This window comes from Terriglobus roseus (assembly GCF_900102185.1).
Classification (GTDB): Bacteria; Acidobacteriota; Terriglobia; order Terriglobales; family Acidobacteriaceae; genus Terriglobus; species Terriglobus roseus_A.
In genome coordinates, this window is sequence record NZ_LT629690.1 from 3,583,472 (window position 1) to 3,604,539 (window position 21,068).

The 21,068-nt window shown below is 54.8% G+C and carries 17 protein-coding genes and 2 tRNA genes; 9 read left to right on the forward strand and 10 right to left on the reverse strand.

The features are described from left to right. The first annotated feature begins 299 nt into the window (after positions 1-299). Positions 300-1,145, forward strand: a complete 846-nt coding sequence (locus tag BLT38_RS15065; RefSeq protein WP_083345919.1) for a TIGR03435 family protein — start codon at positions 300-302, stop codon at positions 1,143-1,145. Positions 1,146-1,402: 257 nt separating this feature from the next. Here the strand turns inward: BLT38_RS15065 and BLT38_RS15070 are convergent, their stop codons facing one another. Beyond that, entirely contained in the window at positions 1,403-2,107 is a 705-nt protein-coding gene (locus BLT38_RS15070; protein WP_083345920.1) for a hypothetical protein, read from the reverse strand. Positions 2,108-2,522: 415 nt separating this feature from the next. Between BLT38_RS15070 and BLT38_RS15075 the strand changes: the two genes are divergently transcribed. Then, positions 2,523-2,599 (forward strand) — tRNA-Arg (locus BLT38_RS15075). Between the two features lie 46 nt (positions 2,600-2,645). Here BLT38_RS15075 and BLT38_RS15080 read toward each other — a convergent pair. From BLT38_RS15080 to BLT38_RS15105, 6 genes are all read right to left on the reverse strand, one after another. Then, positions 2,646-3,056 carry a hypothetical protein gene (locus BLT38_RS15080; protein WP_083345921.1) on the reverse strand — a complete coding sequence of 137 codons (411 nt, stop codon included), beginning with the start codon at positions 3,054-3,056 and terminating at the stop codon, positions 2,646-2,648. A 63-nt stretch (positions 3,057-3,119) separates the two neighbouring features. Continuing rightward, on the reverse strand, positions 3,120-4,394 hold the full coding sequence (locus BLT38_RS15085; RefSeq protein WP_083345922.1) for an MFS transporter: 1,275 nt from the start codon (positions 4,392-4,394) through the stop codon (positions 3,120-3,122). Positions 4,395-4,436: 42 nt separating this feature from the next. Then, complete coding sequence (gene murQ / locus BLT38_RS15090) at positions 4,437-5,333, reverse strand: N-acetylmuramic acid 6-phosphate etherase (protein ID WP_083345923.1); 897 nt, start codon at positions 5,331-5,333, stop codon at positions 4,437-4,439. A gap of 15 nt (positions 5,334-5,348) precedes the next feature. Then, complete coding sequence (locus BLT38_RS15095) at positions 5,349-7,211, reverse strand: tetratricopeptide repeat protein (RefSeq protein WP_083345924.1); 1,863 nt, start codon at positions 7,209-7,211, stop codon at positions 5,349-5,351. A gap of 83 nt (positions 7,212-7,294) precedes the next feature. Beyond that, the gene (locus BLT38_RS15100; RefSeq protein WP_083345925.1) at positions 7,295-7,930 is read right to left on the reverse strand and encodes a hypothetical protein; all 636 of its coding nucleotides are present in this window, start codon (positions 7,928-7,930) and stop codon (positions 7,295-7,297) included. Further along, positions 7,927-8,682, reverse strand: coding sequence for a sigma-70 family RNA polymerase sigma factor (locus tag BLT38_RS15105; RefSeq protein ID WP_083345926.1), 756 nt, complete (start codon positions 8,680-8,682; stop codon positions 7,927-7,929). The genes BLT38_RS15100 and BLT38_RS15105 overlap by 4 nt, the downstream gene beginning before the upstream one ends. Positions 8,683-8,977: 295 nt before the next feature. Between BLT38_RS15105 and BLT38_RS15110 the strand changes: the two genes are divergently transcribed. From BLT38_RS15110 to BLT38_RS15125, 4 genes are all read left to right on the forward strand, one after another. Further along, positions 8,978-9,280, forward strand: coding sequence for a YXWGXW repeat-containing protein (locus tag BLT38_RS15110; protein ID WP_083345927.1), 303 nt, complete (start codon positions 8,978-8,980; stop codon positions 9,278-9,280). Positions 9,281-9,391: 111 nt separating this feature from the next. After that, positions 9,392-9,467 (forward strand) — tRNA-Ala (locus BLT38_RS15115). A 640-nt stretch (positions 9,468-10,107) separates the two neighbouring features. Then, a complete protein-coding gene (locus tag BLT38_RS15120; protein ID WP_231966539.1) occupies positions 10,108-12,594 on the forward strand; it encodes a polysaccharide biosynthesis/export family protein in 2,487 nt (828 codons plus the stop codon). Between the two features lie 147 nt (positions 12,595-12,741). Continuing rightward, on the forward strand, positions 12,742-13,698 hold the full coding sequence (locus BLT38_RS15125; RefSeq protein ID WP_083345929.1) for a hypothetical protein: 957 nt from the start codon (positions 12,742-12,744) through the stop codon (positions 13,696-13,698). A 30-nt stretch (positions 13,699-13,728) separates the two neighbouring features. On the opposite strand, the gene BLT38_RS15130 is transcribed toward BLT38_RS15125, so the two are convergent. Together BLT38_RS15130 and BLT38_RS15135 are read right to left on the reverse strand one after the other, a co-directional pair. After that, positions 13,729-14,856 carry a glycosyltransferase family 4 protein gene (locus tag BLT38_RS15130; protein WP_083345930.1) on the reverse strand — a complete coding sequence of 376 codons (1,128 nt, stop codon included), beginning with the start codon at positions 14,854-14,856 and terminating at the stop codon, positions 13,729-13,731. Positions 14,857-14,953: 97 nt separating this feature from the next. Next, complete coding sequence (locus BLT38_RS15135; protein ID WP_083347122.1) at positions 14,954-15,805, reverse strand: 2OG-Fe(II) oxygenase; 852 nt, start codon at positions 15,803-15,805, stop codon at positions 14,954-14,956. Positions 15,806-16,057: 252 nt separating this feature from the next. On the opposite strand from BLT38_RS15135, the gene BLT38_RS15140 reads away from it, so the two are divergent. The 3 genes from BLT38_RS15140 (at position 16,058) to BLT38_RS15155 (ending at position 19,782) form a co-directional block, all read left to right on the forward strand. Beyond that, the gene (locus tag BLT38_RS15140; RefSeq protein WP_083345931.1) at positions 16,058-17,305 is read left to right on the forward strand and encodes a GumC family protein; all 1,248 of its coding nucleotides are present in this window, start codon (positions 16,058-16,060) and stop codon (positions 17,303-17,305) included. Positions 17,306-17,689: 384 nt separating this feature from the next. After that, positions 17,690-18,412: a glycosyltransferase family 2 protein gene (locus BLT38_RS15145; protein WP_156785152.1), complete on the forward strand. Its 723-nt coding sequence runs from the start codon at positions 17,690-17,692 to the stop codon at positions 18,410-18,412. 419 nt (positions 18,413-18,831) lie between these two features. Next, positions 18,832-19,782, forward strand: coding sequence for a glycosyltransferase family 2 protein (locus BLT38_RS15155; protein ID WP_156785153.1), 951 nt, complete (start codon positions 18,832-18,834; stop codon positions 19,780-19,782). A gap of 193 nt (positions 19,783-19,975) precedes the next feature. Here the strand turns inward: BLT38_RS15155 and BLT38_RS15160 are convergent, their stop codons facing one another. Further along, positions 19,976-20,956, reverse strand: coding sequence for a GDP-mannose 4,6-dehydratase (locus BLT38_RS15160; protein ID WP_083345935.1), 981 nt, complete (start codon positions 20,954-20,956; stop codon positions 19,976-19,978). Between the last annotated feature and the right edge of the window lie 112 nt (positions 20,957-21,068).

The window sequence follows — 21,068 nt, forward strand, 5'->3', positions numbered from 1 at the left end:
AATGGTCCAACCACTGCGGCACTACATGTCGTGTCCCGATGCGTCGCTTCCGCACCAGACCACAATATCTACCCTCTCGCACAGGCATCCGGCTTGTAAATTCCGTCCAAATCGGTCCGCGTTCTTTTGTTCGATCTTCGCGCAACCACGCAAATCACTATCGCAGACCAAACATGAAAGCACTGTGACGACGGTCACGCAAGAGGGAAATCGTACAGGTACACGCGTCTTTTCATGCGTCCATAGGAACCACTCCACGCTCCTGTCCGTATCATCCTCACCAAGGAGTTTTCAAACACATGCTCCGCTTCGCTCAGCGACTCTTCGTACTCCTCGCCTGTGTCTCCACTCTCTCGGCCCTCGCGCAAACACCCATCACGGAAGAGCCGGATTACAAACCAACGCTCACCTTCGATGTCGCCACCATCCGCGTAGCTCCGCCGCCGGGAGCAAATTTCCGCGTCTCCGTCACCAGCCCACGCGACTCCAGCCGCTTCGACGCAACCAACCTCCCCGTCCGCACCCTGCTGCAGATCGCCTACGGCTACGACGCTCCCTTCGTCAACGCACCGGACTGGATTGCCAACACCTTCTACGACATCCACGCACGCTCCGACGAAGCTGCCGACGCACGCCTCGCCAAACTCCCCGTGAATGAAGTGCGCCTGGAAAAGCGAAATGCCATCCGCCTGCTCCTGGCAGACCGCATGGCCCTGAAGACACACATGGAAACGCGCAGCAGCGCCATCTTCCATCTCGTCGTCGCCAAAGGCGGCCTCAAGATGTCTCCCATACCGACACCAGCGCCCTCAGCCGACGGTGAAAAGCCCCGCATCCCGCCCGTTGATACGCAGGCGCATCCCTCACGTCACGGATTGGAATTCGTAGGCACCAACGCCAACATGCAAGCCATCACCAGCGTGCTCAGCACCATGATGGAAGCGCCTGTCATGGATAAAACCGGCCTCGCAGGCTATTACAACTACACCCTGCAGATCAGCCGCCCCTGGTCCGCAACCGACCCCGACACCTTCCCGGACATCCTCACCGCCGTACAGGAACAACTCGGCCTCAAACTCGAATCCGTACGCGAACCCGTACCCAACCTAGTCTTCGACAACATCACCAAACCCACCGAAAACTAAGCACAAAATCAGCAGGTCCAGAAAGCAAAGCTGAAGGACCTGCTGATTTTGTGCTCAAGTGCCAAATGTTTAGTGAATGCACGAGGTACCGGCGAACCAAGCGCCAAAGGCGCGACCAGATATTAGCCTAGGCCGAAGGCCTAGGTAGGTCCGCCTCGTAAAACCCAAGGGCCAAAGGCCCGCTCTATCCTGCCTGCCACAAATCTGCCATCGCACGAAGTGCGACCACGCGTAGCGTCGAGAACGGTACGAAGTACTCAGAACTTCACGTCCGTAACCTTGCCATCCTCAAACACCACCTGCATCCCGCGATAACTCCACTGGGCCTTCGAACCAAAGCTCACCTTTTTATCCGGAGCGCCCACTGCCTTCAACACATCCGCCTCGGTCATACCCGGTGCAATGGATGCATCCTGCGTCGCAACAGGCCCCGGCGCAGCTACGGCAGCCGGTGCCTGTGAAGCAGAAGCCGCACCACGACGTCCCATTAGCTTGGCAGAGTTTTCCTTCGTCCAGTGCTCGATACTCGAAGCCATATTGCTCGCAGCCAACCTCCACGAGAGAGACGACTCCGACTGCATCGGAATCTCCGAATTCCCCACCAGCAGCGTCACATGCAGTTCATTGATCGTCTGAACAGTCGGAACGGTCGTTTTCGTTGTGGACTTTCCATCGTCGCTCTTATTCGAATAGGTGTTCACTGCAGACGTCTCTTTACGGACGTTGCGAGAATCCACGCGAGCCACGACATCGGCATCGGCTGCAGAATCGACGACTGTCAAACTCTGCGACTTACCGAGTAACGCCTTCCGCAAATCCAACGCGGAATCACTCGCTCCATTCGCAGCAAAATCACCGCTACCCGCCTGCACATAAACGCGAATCAAAGTCTGCGACCACGCAACCGGAGCAATCAAACCAATAGCGAACAACAAGGCGAAAGAAAGCCGACGAAAGCTCATAGATCTCGTTTCCTTCAAAGCGATTTCAGAAAAGGGGATGCAAAACAAAATGCAGACCCATCCTACTCGACTTCAAAGAACTGAAATCCCCAACAAACCAAAATCCTGTCAAGCCCCTCATCCGCACAACCCCAACAAACCAAAAGAAATAGAGTTGGCATGGTATTTCCTCGAACTCTCTAAAATAGAAATAGGCAATCAAGCCCGTCGTGTGACCAACTCGGGAGCGCTGCCAGTAACTCCTTTAGAAAGACGATTTTGCCCCTAACCCCAATGGGCAGACGATTTTACGGCCACCAGCGCCGTAAACCCAATCAATAGACGATTTTAGGAAAACAGGGGGAGGGGGGTACCTCCCGATGCAAACCGAAAAAGTTCGCATCTCGTTCAGCGCACGATATGCTGAAAACCGGAAGAACCAGTAGCTCAGCTGGATAGAGCATCTGCCTTCTAAGCAGAGGGTCGCAGGTTCGAGTCCTGCCTGGTTCACCACAGATTGCGTACAAGGAAGGGATCGCCAGAAGCGATCCCTTTTCCTTTACCTCTGCGGCTGTGGCTGAGGCTGATTTGTCGGTGGAGTTGTGGGTGCGGGCGGCGGTCCAGAGGTGGTCGGAACCGGAGGCTCCGGACTGGAATTCGGGTCGACGGGATCGGTTCCCGGCTTTGCTGTGGACGGCACATCCGGCGTCTGCATACTGCTGTCGCTGCGCGGAGTGCTATTCGGTGTTGTTGTTCCGGAACTATTGGTGCTGTTGGGTGTGGCCGTTCCAGAACTCTTTCCGGTCTGCTTCGGTTGCGGAGCCGTCGTCGAACTGCCCGTACCAGACGCGGTCGATCCAGCGTTGGTGGAGCCCGAAGTACTCGAGCCGGAACTCTGCGCATGCATGGCAACGGGCGCCATCAGCGCCACCGCCATAAGGGGAAGTGCAAGTCTGCCAGAGAAGCTCATCGTGATGCCCTCCTGTCCAGACGGGTAAGAGGCCATCCGGCGCGCAGGAGATGCCGCGTGGCGTTATTCGGCGACTGTGTAAGGCGCAGTCTCTGAGCTGGCCACAATCGGTTTCCCCGTAACGTGTCGCAGAACCGCCAGTGCAATCACCACAAACTCCAGCGTGGTGATGCCAGCAGCGCCAAAGTGCTGCCACAGCACCGGCGAGAAGGCCGACGCGATGGAACCACCGATGAAGTACGCGGTCATGTAGATGGTGTTCAGCCGCGCTCTTGCCTCGGGTCGCAGGGCGAAGTTGCGGGCCTGATTGCCAATCTGCATGCCCTGCATGCCAACATCCATCCAGATGACGGCAAAGCCCAGCGACAGCAGGTAGAGGATCACATGCAGATGTCCCGCAGCCTGCGCACGGACGGCGTAACGCTCCACCAGGTACATGCTCAGGTAGGCCGCAGCCATCAGCGCCACGCCAATGGACAGCACATGCCGCGGCCCCTTGCGGTCCGCCATCCGGCCCCACACGGTAGCCCCCAACGCCCCTGCTGTAGCCACCAACCCAAAGCTCCCGGTCACAGCCGCGCCCAATCCATGCGATTCCATGACGAACGCAAACGTGTTCCAGAAGGCCGAAAATGCGCCAAAGCAAAGCGCGCCCATCCAGCAACTCTCACGGAGCAACGGCTCCTCACGCAGCAGCTCCCATAGCGACCGCATCGCCTGCGGATAGGTCAAGGTGCTCTTCGGTGGCAGCTCCGGCATCATGCGGCCAACCAGCGGTACCAGCGCCGCCGACACCAGCGCAGCCACGGCAAACACCACGCGCCAGCTTGCCACACGGTGTGTCAGGTGCGCCGCGCCCTCAGACAGCCAACCAGCAAAGGTACGACCCAGCAGAACACCACTCAGCAAGCCGGTCATCACCGCGCCAATCGCCTTGCCACGCTCCTCAGGAGCGGCGAGATCCGGCGCAATCGGTAGAACCAGATGCGTCACGCAGGCCATGAAGCCTGATGTGGCGCTCAACAGCAGTAGCAACGGCAATGACGGCGCGCAGGCCTGCAACAGCAGAGCCACCGCAACCAGGCCGAACATGCGCTGGATCATCCCGCGACGCTCGCGGATGTCGCCCAGCGGCGTCACCGTGAGCATGCCAATGGCATACCCCACCTGCGTAGCCACGCCCACCTGCCCCGCCGCCGCAGCATCGGCACCAAACGTAGCGCCCATTTCAGGCAACAGAGGTTGGCAGAGGTAGATAGTTGACACACCCACGCCGCAGCAGAGGCCGAGGAAGCCAAGGTGCGCTTTGGGGTGGGTGGAGGGAGCGTCGTGCTGCATCCCTCCAGTTTACTGGAGTTTTAGAGGTTTCTGGCGATTTGACTACTGCAGGGCCCGGCGAATGCTCTGTCCGGAAGCCTCAAGAGCTGCTTCAGCGGCTGCGCGAGCGATGCCGCGCTTCTGCATCACGATGGCCACGCGCACACTTCCCGCCTGCTGCAGCAACGTCGCCGCCTGCTCCTGAGGAATGCCGGTCGCTGCGGAGATGATGCGTTCTGCGCGATCCACCAGCTTGATGTTGGTGGTCTGCACATTCGTCATCAGGTTGCCGTAGACGTAGCCCAGCTTGATCATCAGGCCGGTAGAGAGCATGTTCAGCACCAGCTTGGTCGCTGTGCCCGCCTTCATACGTGTGGAACCAGTCACCACTTCTGCCCCGGTCGCGGGCGAGATGGCGATGTCCGCCGCCTGCTCAACAGGCGATCCCGGCACGCATGACAGACCAATCGTCAGGCAGCCATGATTACGCGCCGTCTCCATGGCACCCAACACATACGGAGTACGACCACTCGCAGCAATGCCCACCAACACATCCAGCCCTGGAGACTGGTTGAACCCGTTCAGCAGCAGGTCGGCACTACCCTGCTCGCGGCTGTCTTCAGCACCCTCCTGGCTAACGCGCAGTGCAGGCTCACCACCTGCAATGATCCCCACCACCATGTCACGCGGCACACCATACGTCGGAGGACACTCGCTGGCATCCAGCACTCCCAACCGCCCACTGGTGCCGGCCCCCATATAAAAAAGACGGCCGCCTTCGGAAACACGCTTGTAGATCGCGTCGACTGCTTTTGCAATCTGCGGCAACACTTCGTTGACGCGTTGAATCACAGTCGCGTCTTCGTGATTCATGATGGCAAGCATCTCTTCGGTTGAGACGATGTCGATGTTTTCCGACGCGGGATTGCGCGATTCGGTAAGTAGGTTACCTAACTTCATCTCTCTGCCTCTGGATTAACGCGGTTGAGGTGTTCGCTCTTCGCTGGGGCGGTAGCTTTCCTTCTGTTTCTTACCTGTGGGATCAAGCTCTTCATCATCCGCATCAGGCCGCTGGTCGCTGTTCTGGACGGTGCGTTTGGGAGCAGCGAACGGCTGCTTGATTCCCTGTTCGGCCGCTGCACGCACATCCGCCTGCGCTCCAGGCGTATTCATCGCTGCCTTGTATTCGGCAACAGCCTTCGAGCGATCAGGGTTCTGCTGGGTGTCATATAAGCGCCCCAGATAGACGTGTGACCACGCGACCATGCGGGGGTCTTTGCCAGTCGTCGTAATCTTCTGGAAGCGGTCGAACGCTTCCTGCGGTTCGCCACCAAGCAGCTTCAGGCGCGCCATCATGTACTGCGCTTCTGTATCGGAAGGATTGACCGCAAGCTGTTTCTCCGCAATCTCCTCCGCGCCCAACTTGTCACCCTTCTGTAGCTTCAGCTCGGCCTGATCCATCACGGAGAGTGTGCGCTTCGGAGCACGTGCGCGTGTCACACCTGCGCCTGCAACAAGGTTGTTACTGTCCGGCGCGAAGAACGGAATCTTCTTCGCTGCATCCACTTCATGCGGCACATCCATGCCGTAGACCATCTCAGCGATACTGTCCTTCAGCGTGATGCCGTCTTTGTCTTCCTTCATCAACGAGTCATAGAACGAGCCTGTAAGAACCCACCCCGACTCCATATCAAGTACGACTTGCTTACGACGCACGGCTTCGGCTCGACGGTCGTAGTCGATCAATGCCTGGTTGTAATCACCAATATCAACGCGTGCTTTTACCGTTCCCGGCTTGCGAGGCTTATCGAAGCCCACGTCCATCGTGCGTGCTTCGATCGCCTTCACAAGACACTCGGTAGTGAATGCAACGATGTCGTTCTTGTAATTGAAGTCGATGGGCGCATCCTGAATGACCTTCAAGATAGGCAGCAGACGATTGGTGGCCTGCGCACGCGCATAGATAAGCGGATCAACCTGGTAGAGCAGATAGATATGCTTCACCTGTTCCATCTGCAATCCACCCGCATGCGATCCGATAGTTAGACGTGAACCATACGACGACTTGGTAGCCGTGTTCTGGTCGATAGGCGTCGGCGACGTCACGATGAAATAGTCAGAGCCATACACACGGGCATTGACCGCCTGTGGACTGAGCATGGGCTCTAGCAAAACGAGAAACCGACGCCCGTCATAGATGCTGACCGGCTGGTGAAGATAGGAATTCGTCTCCAGCAGAAGACGCGTCATGCTGTCATGCACCTGCGCTGTTGCTGCCTCGTACTCCGCATGATGACGCACGAAGATGAGGTGCAAGTCCGCCTTTTGCGCAAAGTCCTTAAGCAGAGGCAACACGCCGACGACCTGTCCCGCGTCCGGCGAGAGATCGCCTTCGCTTACTGACAATGTGAGATCCGGTGGAGGCGACAGGAACAACGTCAGCGACACGTATTGCGCCAGGTTCTGCGCGCCGCCCTGCGAATGGCTTCCGATGTATTTGCAGAGCGCAATCTGACTCTCGCGAACATCAACCGAACGATCCAGCGCAGCACTCACTTCAGCACGAACCGCCGCCCGTACCGGCAAGGAGCTTTCAAGTCCGTTGTCATAGCCACAGGAGTTCAGCGCAGCCGCCATGGTGAACATGGTTTCGCTGGTTTCCAATGAAACAGCGGAGCCAGCCTGCTCCACACCGCGGCGCGGGATCACTGTGGAAGACGGCTGCTCTTCCACCTGTTCACCGGTGGAAGAGGAAGACGAGGAAGATCGCTGCGCATGCGCGGGCAACAGCACCAGGAGTGCTGCGAGAGAAAGGACGGAACGGGAAAAAAGTCGCACGGATGTTCGACGGACCTCAGCGAAAGGTGTACCAGAGGCTGAGTCTAGGCTGCTGGCGAGGGGTGGTCAAACCTGCGCAGTGGTTAGCCACGCACCACAACGTCGCCAAAGGTGAGCAGAACGCTGCCCCGAACCGGATGGTCAAAGACACGCGCAGGCTGGAAAATGCCGGTGAGCATACGCTGGCGCAACGACTCTAAAGCATGTGAATCCAACGCGCCGGAAAGCACCTGGTAGTCATACACACGACCCGTGGAATCGACCATTGCCTTCACGATAAGCGGCGCTTCATTCACGCTGGCCAAAGGATTCTCTCCCGCAGGAGAATAGAGATAGCGTGGCGCGGAGAAACCGGCCAGAGGTTCGTCGTTCGCTTCCACTGCCTGCTGCGGGGCGCTCAGCATCAGGGCGCCACCCGTAATAGCCACTAGCGCCACAGTTGCAACACCAGCCTGAACGGCCATGGGACGCAGCGTGTTCTCCACGAACAACTCCACCCGCTCCTTCATGCGATGAAGCCAGTTGTGCTGCGCGCGTACTCGCTCCTTAGAAAGTGCAACGCGGATACGCAACGAAAGATCGCGCGGCGGCTGAGCCGGAGCAAGCGTGCGCAACGCGTTATCCGTTAGCGAACGCTCAAAACCAAGTTCCTCCTGCTGTGTTTCGTCTTCATGCAGACGATCCAACAGGTGCTCCAGATCTTTGGACGAAAAACTCATCGTGCCTCCTTGGATGTCGCAGAGGAGGCTTTCGCTGCGGCCTGCGGCATCTTTTTGGGCGCGACTTGTGCAAATTCGGGAAGACGTGCGCCCAGGCTGGTTCGCAGAGCTGCGCGACCACGCATCAGTCTGCTCTTCACCGTCCCGATATGGATATTCAAAATCTCTGCAATCTCGTCGTAGGCCATGCCTTCGATCTCACGCAGAATAACGACCGTACGAAAACTCTCCGGCACTTCGCGCAACGCACCTTCCACCACCGTCCGAAGCTGCGATTGACGCGCGCTTTCAAACGGCGATTCACGATGGTCCGCAAGTGTGTCGCGAAGCGAGAAATTCAGTTCGCCATCTTCTTCGCTGCTATCGCTGTCAATGGTGACTTCCGGCTTCTTGTGCCGCACCCACCAACGACGGCTGTTCGACGCCTCATGCATGGCGATGCGATAGATCCACGTGCGCAGACTGCTGTCGCCATGGAAGCTTCCAATAGAACGGAAGATTTTGATGAACACGTCTTGCGTGACATCCGCAGCATCTGCCGGGTCTGCCAGCGAACGCAACAACAGCGAATATAAGGGGCCGCTGAACTGTGAAATGAGCTGACGGAAGGCGTCCTCAGAACCCGCCTGCAAAGCGGCCACCAGAGCCACTTCTTCCACAGGCAGTTCCGGACGCGCGGCAGTTATGCCACCCGCCTTGGAAAATCCACCGATCGTGCCGGTAACCGGATCCATCACCGCTGCCCCGTTCATCTGTACTGCTCCTTTTAAGGTACGGCTCTAATGCATTTCCTTGCAATGGCCTAATCCCGGGTGGAGAAAAACGGCTCATCCGCCGGCGGATGAAAGAGTGCTCTCGCTCACTCTGCAGGTATAGACACCGGGGGCGGTTGGCTTTGTTCCCACTCGCTACGGTTTTTGCGGAAGATTTTCTCCAGCCGAGGGAATAATTTTCATCAGAAATCACAGCAACCTACCGGACATAGGTCGTGTCTATCCGAACAACCAAGCGACACGGCAGCAAGAACGCCGTGCAGGAGGAAGTTCGATGAACACCAGCTTGAAAGTCGGTCTTGCAGCAGCACTGATTGGTACTGCATTTGCACCATCATTGGCCGGAGCCCAGGTCTATGTCCGCGTAGGACCGCCACGTCCGATCTATGAACGTCGTCCCCCACCGCCGCGCCCCGGCTGGGCCTGGCAGGCTGGCTACCACCGCTGGGACGGTCGTCGCTACGTGTGGGTACCTGGCGCCTATGTTGCTCCGCCACGTCCGGGCGGAGTGTGGATCGCAGGCTCTTGGGTACACGGCCCCCGCGGCTACTACTATCGCAACGGCTACTGGCGCTAAAAGCGAAATGGGCCGGTTGACGATCGCAACCGGCCCATTGGCTTCAACACGAAACTCGAACCCTATGCGGGTTTACGTAATCCACTAAACCGGGTATTCTGAGAGAACAGTGGGCCTGTGGCGCAGCTGGGAGCGCGCTTCCATGGCATGGAAGAGGTCATCGGTTCGATCCCGATCAGGTCCACCAAAATCCCCTGCCCAACGATAGCTTGGCGATACTCCCCTCCATCTAGTGGGATCGTGGTTATGCGGCAAGTTTCACTGACTATCGACCAAGCCCGAGAGTCAGTCGCATCTGCCTCTGATAAGCTAGCTCCCCTGAAATTCAATAAGGTCCTGTTCGTTGCTATTAGCGAATCCGTTTGCGAATGCTGGCAAGCGACCCAGAGTTTAAGGGCCACAAGACTTCACGACGACTAGATCGTGCATGGCGTTAGATGAGATATACCGACGCCCTACTGTGAGGGAGTTATACTCTGAGGCAAGATGCTTTTAAGGAGCATCAGTAACATTAAGCGATATGTGTGGAAATGGGGCAGCAGCACTTGGAACCTTCTGGCCGTCGTGATCGAATTTCTTTCTTCATTCGTCAGCGAAGGTCGTTATTACGACCCCTCCTGTTCACGGCATTAGCTGTATCGGTTTGGCCTCAACTACAGGCTCAGGATTGCAGCAGCTCGTTTTTGGGTTCCGCGACACCGTGTCAAACACAGACAACTCAAGACTCTCAGCAGCCCCTATCCAACCCTCAGCAATCTACTCAAACCTCCCCCCGCACTGTGTCCCGTCCAAGTGACAACACACAGGTGTATATAGATTCGGCCGGAATGAGTACACAGCGGGACACAGCGTCCGATGAGCGCAACCGAGTGCGCTTCCCGCCGGATCCGACCACAGACCTCCAGAAGCTGGCCCGATCCTCAACTGGACAAGCTCTACCGGTGTTTGGTCGAGATTTATTTCAGGAACCGCCGTCAACATTTGCGCCTGCTGACCAGATTCCCGTAGCGGCAGACTACGTCATCGGACCGGGCGATGATGTCTTGGTTCGAATCTCCGGGGCTGAACAAATCAGCAGTAATAGCCAACTTACCGTAGATGCATCCGGAAAAATCTACGTCCCCCGGGTGGGAGCGATCCAAGTAGCGGGGCTCCGGGCTAACGAATTACAGACTCAAATCGCGCGAGAGATTGATCACTATTTCCGTAATTATCAACTCTCTGTAAGTCTCGGACGACTTCGTTCGATACAGATCTATGTGGTGGGCGAGGCACGCCGACCCGGTGCATATACCATTAGCGGCTTGTCAACTGTGTTGAATGCTCTGTTTGCTTCGGGCGGCCCCAACGTGCAGGGGTCCATGCGGCGCATTCAGGTCCGCCGCGGCGATAAGACGATCACGACACTGGATCTATACGATCTCATCCTTTCGGGAGACAAGAGCCACGACATACGCCTTGAAACCGGTGACACGCTTTTCATTCCCGCAGTGGGTCCGCAGGTAGCGTTAGCTGGTAGCGTGAGGCACCCAGCCGTCTACGAACTCAAGGAAGATATTGCCGGACAAGGAGCTAATACGCTTGGCGATCTGCTAACGGTTGCGGGTGGGTTAGGTCCTACTGCCAACCCGGGACAAATCCGTTTGGAACGCATCGATGCGAACTTGCAACGGCATGCCGTGACCGTGGCATTGGACACCACTGGCAAAATGATGCCACTCCATGACGGGGACATTCTCTACGCCAATCACATTGCATCGGGATTTGAGAAAACTGTGACAATCCGTGGCAATCTGGCAAATCCTGGGCGCTTCGCATGGAAGCCGGGGATGAGGCTGAGTGACGTGCTCCCGGATCGCGAAGCGTTGCTTACAGGCGACTACTGGCGCGAACGCAACCGAATGGGGGTGCCCACTCCCCTATTTGAGCCGAATGAATTCAATTCACCTCCATCTCAGGGAGCATCCACCGATTCTGCAATGATGCGGGCTGGCATAGAGCGCTCGCCTAACGGTCAAGCAAATTCCGCCCGGAACGCTCTAACTTCAGTTCTTCCCCCCAGCGCTTTCGGGGAAGATCAGGAACAGGCTACGGTGGCAGCCAGCGGCGTGGTGTCACAATCTGCGACCCAGATGGATCGCAATGCCACAGCTGAGGCAGCCTCCAGCAAGACGAATTTGGGGACTTCTTTATTTGGACAACTTGGTCAGCCAAACCAGCAGCAGCAGCAACTAGATGGCAGTGTCCAACAGCCTCAACAGTTGCAGCAGCAGCAGCTTCTGTTAGGGCAGCAGCAACAACAACAGCAGAAGACACAGCAGCCCGTCACTGCTACGCTCACCACAAACATTATTCGAATACCTGCCCCTGAGATTGATTGGTCGTATGCGGTCGTGGAGAGACTAGATCCTGCGACGCTAAAAACAGTTTTGGTACCTTTCAATCTCGGACGGTTGGTACAAGACCATGATCCAACTCAAAATTTGGAACTGCAACCTGGTGATGTAATTACAATTTTGAACCAGCGGGATATCCTTGTGCCCCAGGCAGAGCAGACCAAATTTGTACGTTTGGAGGGAGAGTTCTCGGGAGCGGGTGTGTACAGCGTACAACCTGGAGAAACGCTAGATCAGTTAGTGAAGCGTGCCGGCGGTTTCACCTCAAGCGCTTATTTGTATGGATCGAGCTTTCAACGGGAAAGCACTCGTGTATTTCAGCAACAACGCCTAGATGAGTACATCACGCGGCTTTCCGCTGACATGGATCGGCAGACTGCAGTTCGGGGGGCTTCCACGTCAACTGGGGTCTCTGACCCTAATGCTTTAGTGCTGGAGCGCAACCTAGTTGCCCAACTTCGCGAACTACGCGCGACGGGGCGAATTGTTTTTGAATTCTCTCCAGACAGCGTAGGGGTTGATGCGTTACCGCATATTCCTTTGGAAAACGGCGATGTGTTCCGCGTGCCGACGCGCCCAAGCACAGTGAGTGTGATCGGCGCAGTGTACGGGCAGAACGTGTTTCTATATAACTCGCAACGACATCTATCTGACTATCTTTCTCTGGCTGGACGGCCGACTCGTATCGCCGATAAAGATCACGCGTTCATCGTTCGCGCAGATGGTTCTATCTATAGCCGGGAGAAAGCTAAAGGTGTGTGGTCGAATCACTTTGACTCAAGCTTTATTTACCCGGGTGACACCGTCGTGATTCCAGAAAAACCGATCTCTCCCAGTGTGACCAAACGTTTGCTTGACTACGCTCAGATACTGAGTTCGTTCGGACTTGCAGTCGCCGCGATCAATGTCATTAAATAGTTCTGATGTATCGCATGGAGGAGATAGAGCTAACTATTTCTCAAGCTAGGCTTATCAATAGTTAGCTCTATGCTCAGCTCTTTCTGATTTCAAAGCTTTGTCGCATGCACGAGCAGGATCAATCTCTCAACATATGCAGCCCGCACAATGACAACACCACCGCTTTCTTGCAACGGTATCCTTGCGGTTGTTGTGGTCTACAAGACACAGCCCGCGGATTGTCTGAGCATGATCACTCTAATGGCCTCGATAGCGAACCTGCCCGCAGGCTCTCCGCCGGTCTCAGTGATAGTCGCTGACAACACTCCAAATGGCCAGCAAATCAAACAGCTGCCAAACTTGGTCCGATACACAGCATACGAAGGTAATCCCGGTTTGGCGCGCCCTTACAACGATGCGTTGCTACAGGCAGAGTTGGGCGGCTTCGGATGGTTGCTCACATTGGATCAGGACACATCGCTTCCAGGCACGTTTCTGAGAGACATGTTAGGAGCCGCCAGAACGTATCAGGGCGACTCAACCGTCGCCGCGATTGTCCCCCGCATCGTCGACGGTCAGCGCGTTATCTCTCCGTTTCGTTATGTCGGTGGATTCCTCCCAATTGTGTATTCCACGAACAAGTCGGGCCTTGTCGGGCCTCATGCATCGGCGCTGAATTCCGCGTCGCTCCTTCGCGTGAGCGCTCTCCGTGAACTGGGCGGATATGATGAAAGTTTTCCGCTACATAACAGCGATACCCGGCTCTATCAACAACTGAACGAAGCGGGGAAACGGATTGCAGTAGCGGCTCATGTCGTGGTGCCGCATGAGCTTTCCATCCTGGACCGTGAAAACAGAATGTCGCCGGAACGCTATCGACGGATGCTCGAAGATGAATGCGAGTTCTGGGATAGCCACATGGGAATGCTCGGCCGAATGGAGCGACTAGTACGCCTAGTCGGACGCTATTGCAAAGGAATCCTCTCTGGCGAACAGGTCATGTTTCAGCGTGTGACTTTGGAGGAATTACGTCGACGCCTACTGACCCGCAGGACCAATCGCATTCGCCGTCACCTTTCGAACCTAGCGCAGATAGGTCAGTCACTGTTACCCCCTAAGCAATGACCAGCGAACAATGCCAATAGATCGCTTACCTCACCTTGAGTACAGCGCACTGTAAACAGCAGCTGTCTGAGTTGCAGCACGCTCCCACGTGAACTTCGCTGCCTGTTCCGGCCCTTTCTCCCTGAGCCCCGCCGCTAGCACAGGATCTCCCATCACGGCCTCGATGGCTTTCGTGATCGCTCGCGTGTCCTTCGGATCAATTAACAACGCAGCATCTCCTGCAACTTCTGGCAAGGAAGATACATCACTCGTAATCGTTGGCACCCCACACGCTAAAGCCTCGAGCACAGGCAAGCCAAAACCTTCATAAAGTGATGGATACACAAATAGGTCGGATCCGGCGATTAGAACTGGCTTCTCCTCTTCTGCGACATACCCCGTAAATATCACCCGATCTTCCAGGCCAAAAGCATGAACGAGGTCAGTGAGGTGTTCCTGCTTCCAACCCATCATGCCGGCAATTACCAGTGATGTTGTTGGCAATGCGGAAGCTAGACTCGCGAAGGCTTCAACGAGCCTTTCGAGGTTCTTACGAGGCTCAACTGTTCCAACGTATAAAATGTAGCGCTCTGGCAGCCCATACTTGACGCATAAAGGTTCAATTTGTGTTCTATCAATCAGGGGATGAAAAGCCGGACTTTTACCGTGATAAACAACTGTCGAAAGCCCCCGAGGAGGCCCTAAATGGGAGACAAAATCTTCTTGCGCAGAACGCGACACAAAAATGAGGCCATCGCTCCATTTTTGTGCTCGGCGAATGAAAAATCTGTAGTACCTCAATTTGATGCCAATATGTACCTCTGGCATAGATAACGAAGTCATGTCGTGGATTGTGACCGCAGACTTAGCACCGAACCGAAAAATCGGGAATGAGTAATGCAGAGAATGCACTACGTCAACCCGGTATTTACGGATCAAAAAAGGCAGTACAGTTTGTTCGAAGATAATACGTAAAGGAACTTTTCGCAGAAAGCGAGAGGGCATCCTCAACACGGTTACAGCAGCGGGATAATAAGCGAGATCGGGATCGTCATCTTGCACAACCAGATATAGTTGCACCAGGTTGCTCGCAACGAGGCCGTCAATCAGCTCTTTGCCATAAACGCCGACTCCTGCCTTCCTCTTCGTAAGACCTGTCGCATCGATCAAAACTCTCATAGAGCCAAGCCATTCTGCCTTCGTCCCTCCATAGGTATGGCCGAAGGCAGAAATAGAGAGGTATTTAGGCGTGTTTCACTTGGACACTCCACGCAGATCAAATCAGCTTCTGCTCCTCACCGTCGGCCTTGTCTGCGTCGGTCTTGTTGTAGACATGCTTATTTTCAACGACACCCTTCTTAAAGACCTTGCGTAATCCCTGTCGCAACGCGATGTCGCCTTGCAAAAGAAGATCGCGGACAGGCTGCTCTGGACGACCGCGAAACGAAGTCACATGGAAGTACTCGTGATTCTCGAGCGGCTGATCCGAAAAATAGTAATTTGAAACGCAGCAACGAGACCGATCCACAGTTACCTCGCTGACAGAATGCCAACTCTTCTCGTGCGTGGCCATAAGGGCTAGCCGATTGAAGTGGCTCGTGATCTCGCGAGGACTCCCTTTGGGACCGTCGTCCCACAACTCCAGGTTGCCGCCTTGCTCATGACTCCAATCGGGGGTCACGTAATAGAGGAGGTTTAGAACTCGATAGCGCTCACGATCCTTATCGTGGGAATTATCTAAGTGAGGATTGAGAAAGTTACCATGCGCCATAAGGCTGATGCCACCCGCGTACAGGCGGTCATCAGGAACCATACCCTGAATACCGGTTATCTCTGTAACGATTTGTACGATGCGAGGATCCTGAAAGGCATAGATAATCTCTTCCAGCACAGGAGCATAGCGGTCCATCTGAGCAGCGACGTATTTGTTTTCGCGCATGCTCTTCTTCAACGTCATAGTGCTCTTGTCAGGAAATGCCTGAACAATTTCCAATGCCAATTCTGTCGGCAACAGATTATCGATGTAGCAGCTCTGGACAACATGCTTTGGGAAGTCTTCACGTAAACGTGGAAATTCTTCCTGGAGCCGGGCAAGAATAAGGGAAGCGTACTCTTCGCGATTCAACATGGGCTTCTGAAGGATCCTTGAAACTTCCTTCATTGAACACCTGTGGACTCTGACAGTCAATCACCGCAGGTTCCATCAGACGCTGCAAGCACAGCGTCAGCCTCACGTACACACTTCCTCGTTGTTCTTCAGCAAGTACTGATGCTTTCAGGAAGTGCCAAGGTGAGAGAAGTATCTCTGGCCTGTCGCGTAGGGCTTTTCATAGCCGTAAAGGCTTCGCCTCAGACGATGGTAGATTAGGGTAATAAGCGGATGAGGAATGAAGTCGGGGTTGCAGCGGACGACAAAATAATGGGAGAGCGAAGCATAATCGAGGATCCTGAGGTTGCCTCAAAGACACCGACACTTGATCTTTTTTTGCTTCTTGCAGCCCGGAAGCGCTTAATCGCCGTAGTCACTGCGGGCGCGATGGCCATCGCTGTTGTATTTACGCTTTTCATGAAGCCAATTTATACAGCTAGCGCCACAATCTTGCCCCCCCAAACGCCCCAATCCTCGCTTTCGTCGATGTTGGGTCAGCTTGGATCTCTATCGGGGTTGGGCGGTTCTGGTGGCCTCTTGAAGAACCCTGCAGACATGTATATTGGCATCCTTCAGGGGCGGACTGTCAGCGATCGGGTCATCGATCATTTCCACCTGCAACAGCGGTGGAAGCTGAAAAATATGACACCAACTCGTCTGACACTGGCTGAAACAGCGCAGTTTGAGTCGTCAAAAGACGGCATGATCAGGCTTTCGTTCAAAGACCATGATCCGCAGTTTGCGAGCGACGTGACGAATTTTTATGTGGACGCGCTTTACGATGTCAATTCCTCTCTTGCGATCACGGAGGCGGCTCAACGGCGACTTTTTTTCGAAAAACAACTGGATGAGGAAAAAGCAGCGCTGAGTGCAGCCGAAGAGGATCTGAAAAAGACTCAGCAAAAGACCGGCATCCTCACCATCGCTGGACAGACGGAACTTGCGGTGCGTAATGTTGCGCAGATTCGCGCAGAGATCTCCGCTCACGAGGTTGAGTTGCAGGGCCTTCGCACCTATGCCGCAGAGAACAACCCGGACGTCACGCGCATTGCTCACGAATTGCAGACTCTACGAACGCAGCTAGCGGCACAGGAAGAAAATCAGAAGAATACTGCGATTGGGGACACCGAGATTTCGACCAGCCAAGTACCGGTGGGTGGTTTGGAGTACGCGAGAAAGTTCCGTGAGGTGAAGTATCACGAGACCCTCTTCGATCTGCTTTCACGCCAATACGAAGCTGCACGGATCGATGAAGCAAAATCTGCTCCCATCATTCAAGTAGTGGATCGAGCCGTCCCCCCCGATCAGAAGTCTGGACCTCACCGCACCTTGATTGTTGTGGGGATGGGGCTGGTTGGTTTTTTCCTTAGCTGTGCCTGGATTATGTTGCAGGGTGCTCTTTCCAGAGCAAAGCAACAACCAGTGCTGGCGGAAAAGCTGCAGTTGCTGCATAGTTTCTTTCCTTGGCTGCCGCTTTGACTCCTGGCTAGCCACGATGCGGAACCTCACCATCGTCGGATTCATCTACTGTCTTTGCAAGACAAATCCGGCTGGCATTCCGTTCTATTTGCAGCCCATTCCATCTGCTCTTCGCGGCTCTTTCTCGTCCTGTCGGCTGTATGAGGTTGGCCTCGATGAACCGATTGGGCCAGAGGTTATTACGCCCGTAGATCCAGAGACGCGTTAGTCATTAGGAATTGTAATTACCTCTTACTTGGGGCCTTTCCGAAAAAAGGCCAAGCTTGGCACGTGTTTGTGCAGCATCTTAAACAAATAACTGACACGTATAGTTACTCCCCCCTACAAGCCAGTAGCATTTCGGGGCGGTTGAGAGTAACCAGTGACGAACAAAAGAAGGCGAACATGACGTTGAGAGCGACGACAGAAGAACCACTTGTTTCAATCATTACGGTGGTATTTAACGCACGAGAAGAACTGAAAGCATTGATTCTCAGTGTGCTGCCACTCAAGACTGAAGAGGTCGAACTCATCGTCATCGACGGCGGATCCCAGGACGGCACTGTCGAATATCTCAACTCCGTTCATGAAATCGACTATTGGCATAGCGAACCTGACCGGGGAATATACGACGCCATGAATAAGGCTATCGCGCATGCCCAGGGGACGTATCTCCTCCACCTGAACGCCGGGGATCGCCTCTTAGAACTACCGTTGAACATATTGAGACAGGCGCGCACTAACCAGTTGGACATTCTGGCATTCCGCGTAGCTCTCGATAACGGTCGCAACTTTCAGCCTACTTATGGGTACGGATTGACGTTTTCCAATACGCTGCACCATCAAGGAACATTCTTTCGAAGGAGCGTGTTCCCTGGGTACGACGATCAATACCGTATTTTTGCCGATTTCGATGCGAATCAGCGAATGGCGATAAGAGGAGACAAGGCTAGAATCTACAACAATGTCGTCGCTTATCACGCAACGGACGGAGTCTCAAACCAGAACACAGTTAAGGCGAAGGAAGAGTTCTTAAAGGTGATTGAAAGAAATCATGGTCGTAAGGCGCGCCTCATAGCCAAATGCTTTGGTAAATGGCGCGGCTTACGGGCGCGCCTTGGTATCTGACTCTCCGGATGGACCACTCAGATCACTATCTATTAAGTTCCGGGAAATCTATGAAGCACAGGTGCCATGTTGACAGAAGAGGCTCTGAATCCGGATGCCTATATGTCCAACTGAAACCACCGAGTGACGACTCAATAACGAAACCTTCCGCCGCCTGCTCCTCGCTTAAAACTGCATGACTTTCTGAATCTGCGACGCAATCACGGTGTTAGATATAAGAAGGCCGCTCCCCAGAATCACTCCAACAGATTCGACTGTCCGCACAGAATAGATCGAGAAGTTCACTGTCGTATCGATACGGTGCGGCTCGAAACATCCAATCCCAGAATTGGTTCGAGCATCAGCGACCTTCTCCTTGACATCACGTAAAATGAAGGTTGTTGGCTTGTGTCGTTTGGGTCGCACAAGCACCGCTTTCTATGAGCCTTCCTTCTTACAGCTGCCAAACGCCTGTCGCCTTTTTTGTCTTCAATCGTCCAGAACTGACACGTAAAGTATTCGACCGTATTCGGGAGATGCGGCCGAAAAGACTACTTGTAATCGCAGACGGACCGCGTGGCACGAAGCTCGGAGAAGCTCAATCGTGTAAACAGGTTAGAGAAATTGCGACGACGGTCGACTGGCCCTGCATTGTCGAGACCAACTTCGCGCCCGAAAATATGGGCTGTCGTGGACGTTTGACGAGCGGGTTGAAGTGGGTGTTCGAGCAAACCGAAGAGGCAATCATTCTCGAAGACGACGTCTTACCTGACCCGACCTTCTTCCGGTTCTGCGACGAAATGCTGGAGCATTACCGTGATGATCCACGCGTCTCCATGATCACAGGGTTCAACATAGTGCAGGACCGCACCGCGACACCAGACAGCTATTACTTCTCTGGACTAACGCATATCTGGGGCTGGGCGACATGGAGACGTGCTTGGAAGACCTACGACGAGCAAATCACCAGTTGGCCTGCAGTAAAGGCATCCGGGCTAATGGCTGAGATGTTTCCCCAGGCCGACCATCGTGAACACTGGACCCGCATTTTTGATGAGATGTACAACGGAACGGGTCCAAACACATGGGACTTGCAATGGGTGTATACGAATTTGATTCATAACGCCCTATCTATAGCTCCAGGCGTGAACCTTGTTGACAACATTGGGTTCGGGCCGAATGCAACACACACCATCTTTGAAGCTGATGCGCCACGCCTCCCTGTCCATCCGTTGCAGTTTCCATTACGGCATCCGCCGGCGATGGTTCCATTGCGCCAGTTGGACCTGCTAGATCAAGATCGCAGCGGATGGGGCAAGCTGTCGCTTCTCATGCGAATACGCCGAAAGATTCTCAGGCAATGGTTCGCACGACGTGGCGCCAGCCGTTAACTCTGTTTCCCAATAGTCCGCAACACACTTTCGCGGCGATGCTGAACAGGAATTAAACGGCCACCGCAGATTCAGTTTTCTAAATGCGTCAGAAGCTAAGCAGCGCTCGATAAAGAAACCAATATTGGCGAAGGAGAAACTCCATGATCGAACGTGTTGGTCAGCGGCTTATTCGACCATGAATCCTGCGATGTTAGCTATTCCGCTCTTCGCGAAGCAGCCCCAACTCTGCATCAAGCATAGCGGCAATCACATCCTGCATATAGTACTTCGGACGCCACCCAAGCCCCACAGCTGCCTTGCTGACATTCACCTTGTTATGGGCGATGTCAGTGGGACGGATCAGTTCGGGATCAAGAGTCACAAACTCCTGCCAATCCCTATCGATCAGACGATAGGCCGTTGCTACGAATTCTGTCAGGGTGTGACTGCGGCCAGTGGCGATGAGGTAGTCGGCAGGGGCATCTTGAGCGAGCATCCGTGCAATAGCGTCCACATAATCCGGTGCCCATCCCCAATCGCGCTCAATATTGAGATTACCGAGAGACAGCCGCTCGTTTCCACCCAACGCTAGCGAGGCAACGGCATGGATGATTTTGCGTGTAACGAAGCGTCGCGGACGCAGGGGAGATTCATGGTTGGAGAGAATACCCGTACAGGCGTGCATCCCGTAGGCTTCCCGATAAGCACGAACGGTCCAAAATGCGGAAGCTTTAGCAACTGCATACGGGCTCCGCGGCCGCAGTGGTGACTCCTCATCAGCGACGTAATCGCCGGTATCGCCGAAACATTCGGTAGAGCCGGCGTTATAAAAGCGAATTTCCCGGGCGGAAAGACGAATCGCTTCCAAAAAGTTCAGGGTTCCCTGGGCGATGCTTTGCATCGTCTCGATGGGTTGTTCGTATGACAAGCCAACTGAACTTTGGCCAGCGAGGCTGAAGACTTCGTCCGGCTGGCACTGACGCAGGAGGCCAAGCGTACTTCCCAAGTCGCTAGTGTTTAGCGAGACGAGGCGCACATCCTTAAAAATATTCAAGGTATGCAGATTGCGGAATGAGTTCATCTCCGCGTCTCGTGAGCTTCCCCATACCTCGTACCCCTTTCTGAGCAGAAGCTGAGCAAGGTAGGCTCCGTCTTGTCCCGAAATACCACAGATCAGGGCGCGTCGGCTCACAGAGAGTATTCCTTGGGGTGCAAGTTGAAAAGTAGATCGGCGGAGACGACGCTAGAAATCTTGTTACGCGGGAACATCCTATTCTCTTTCGAAAGAGCTCATTCGTCTTGCC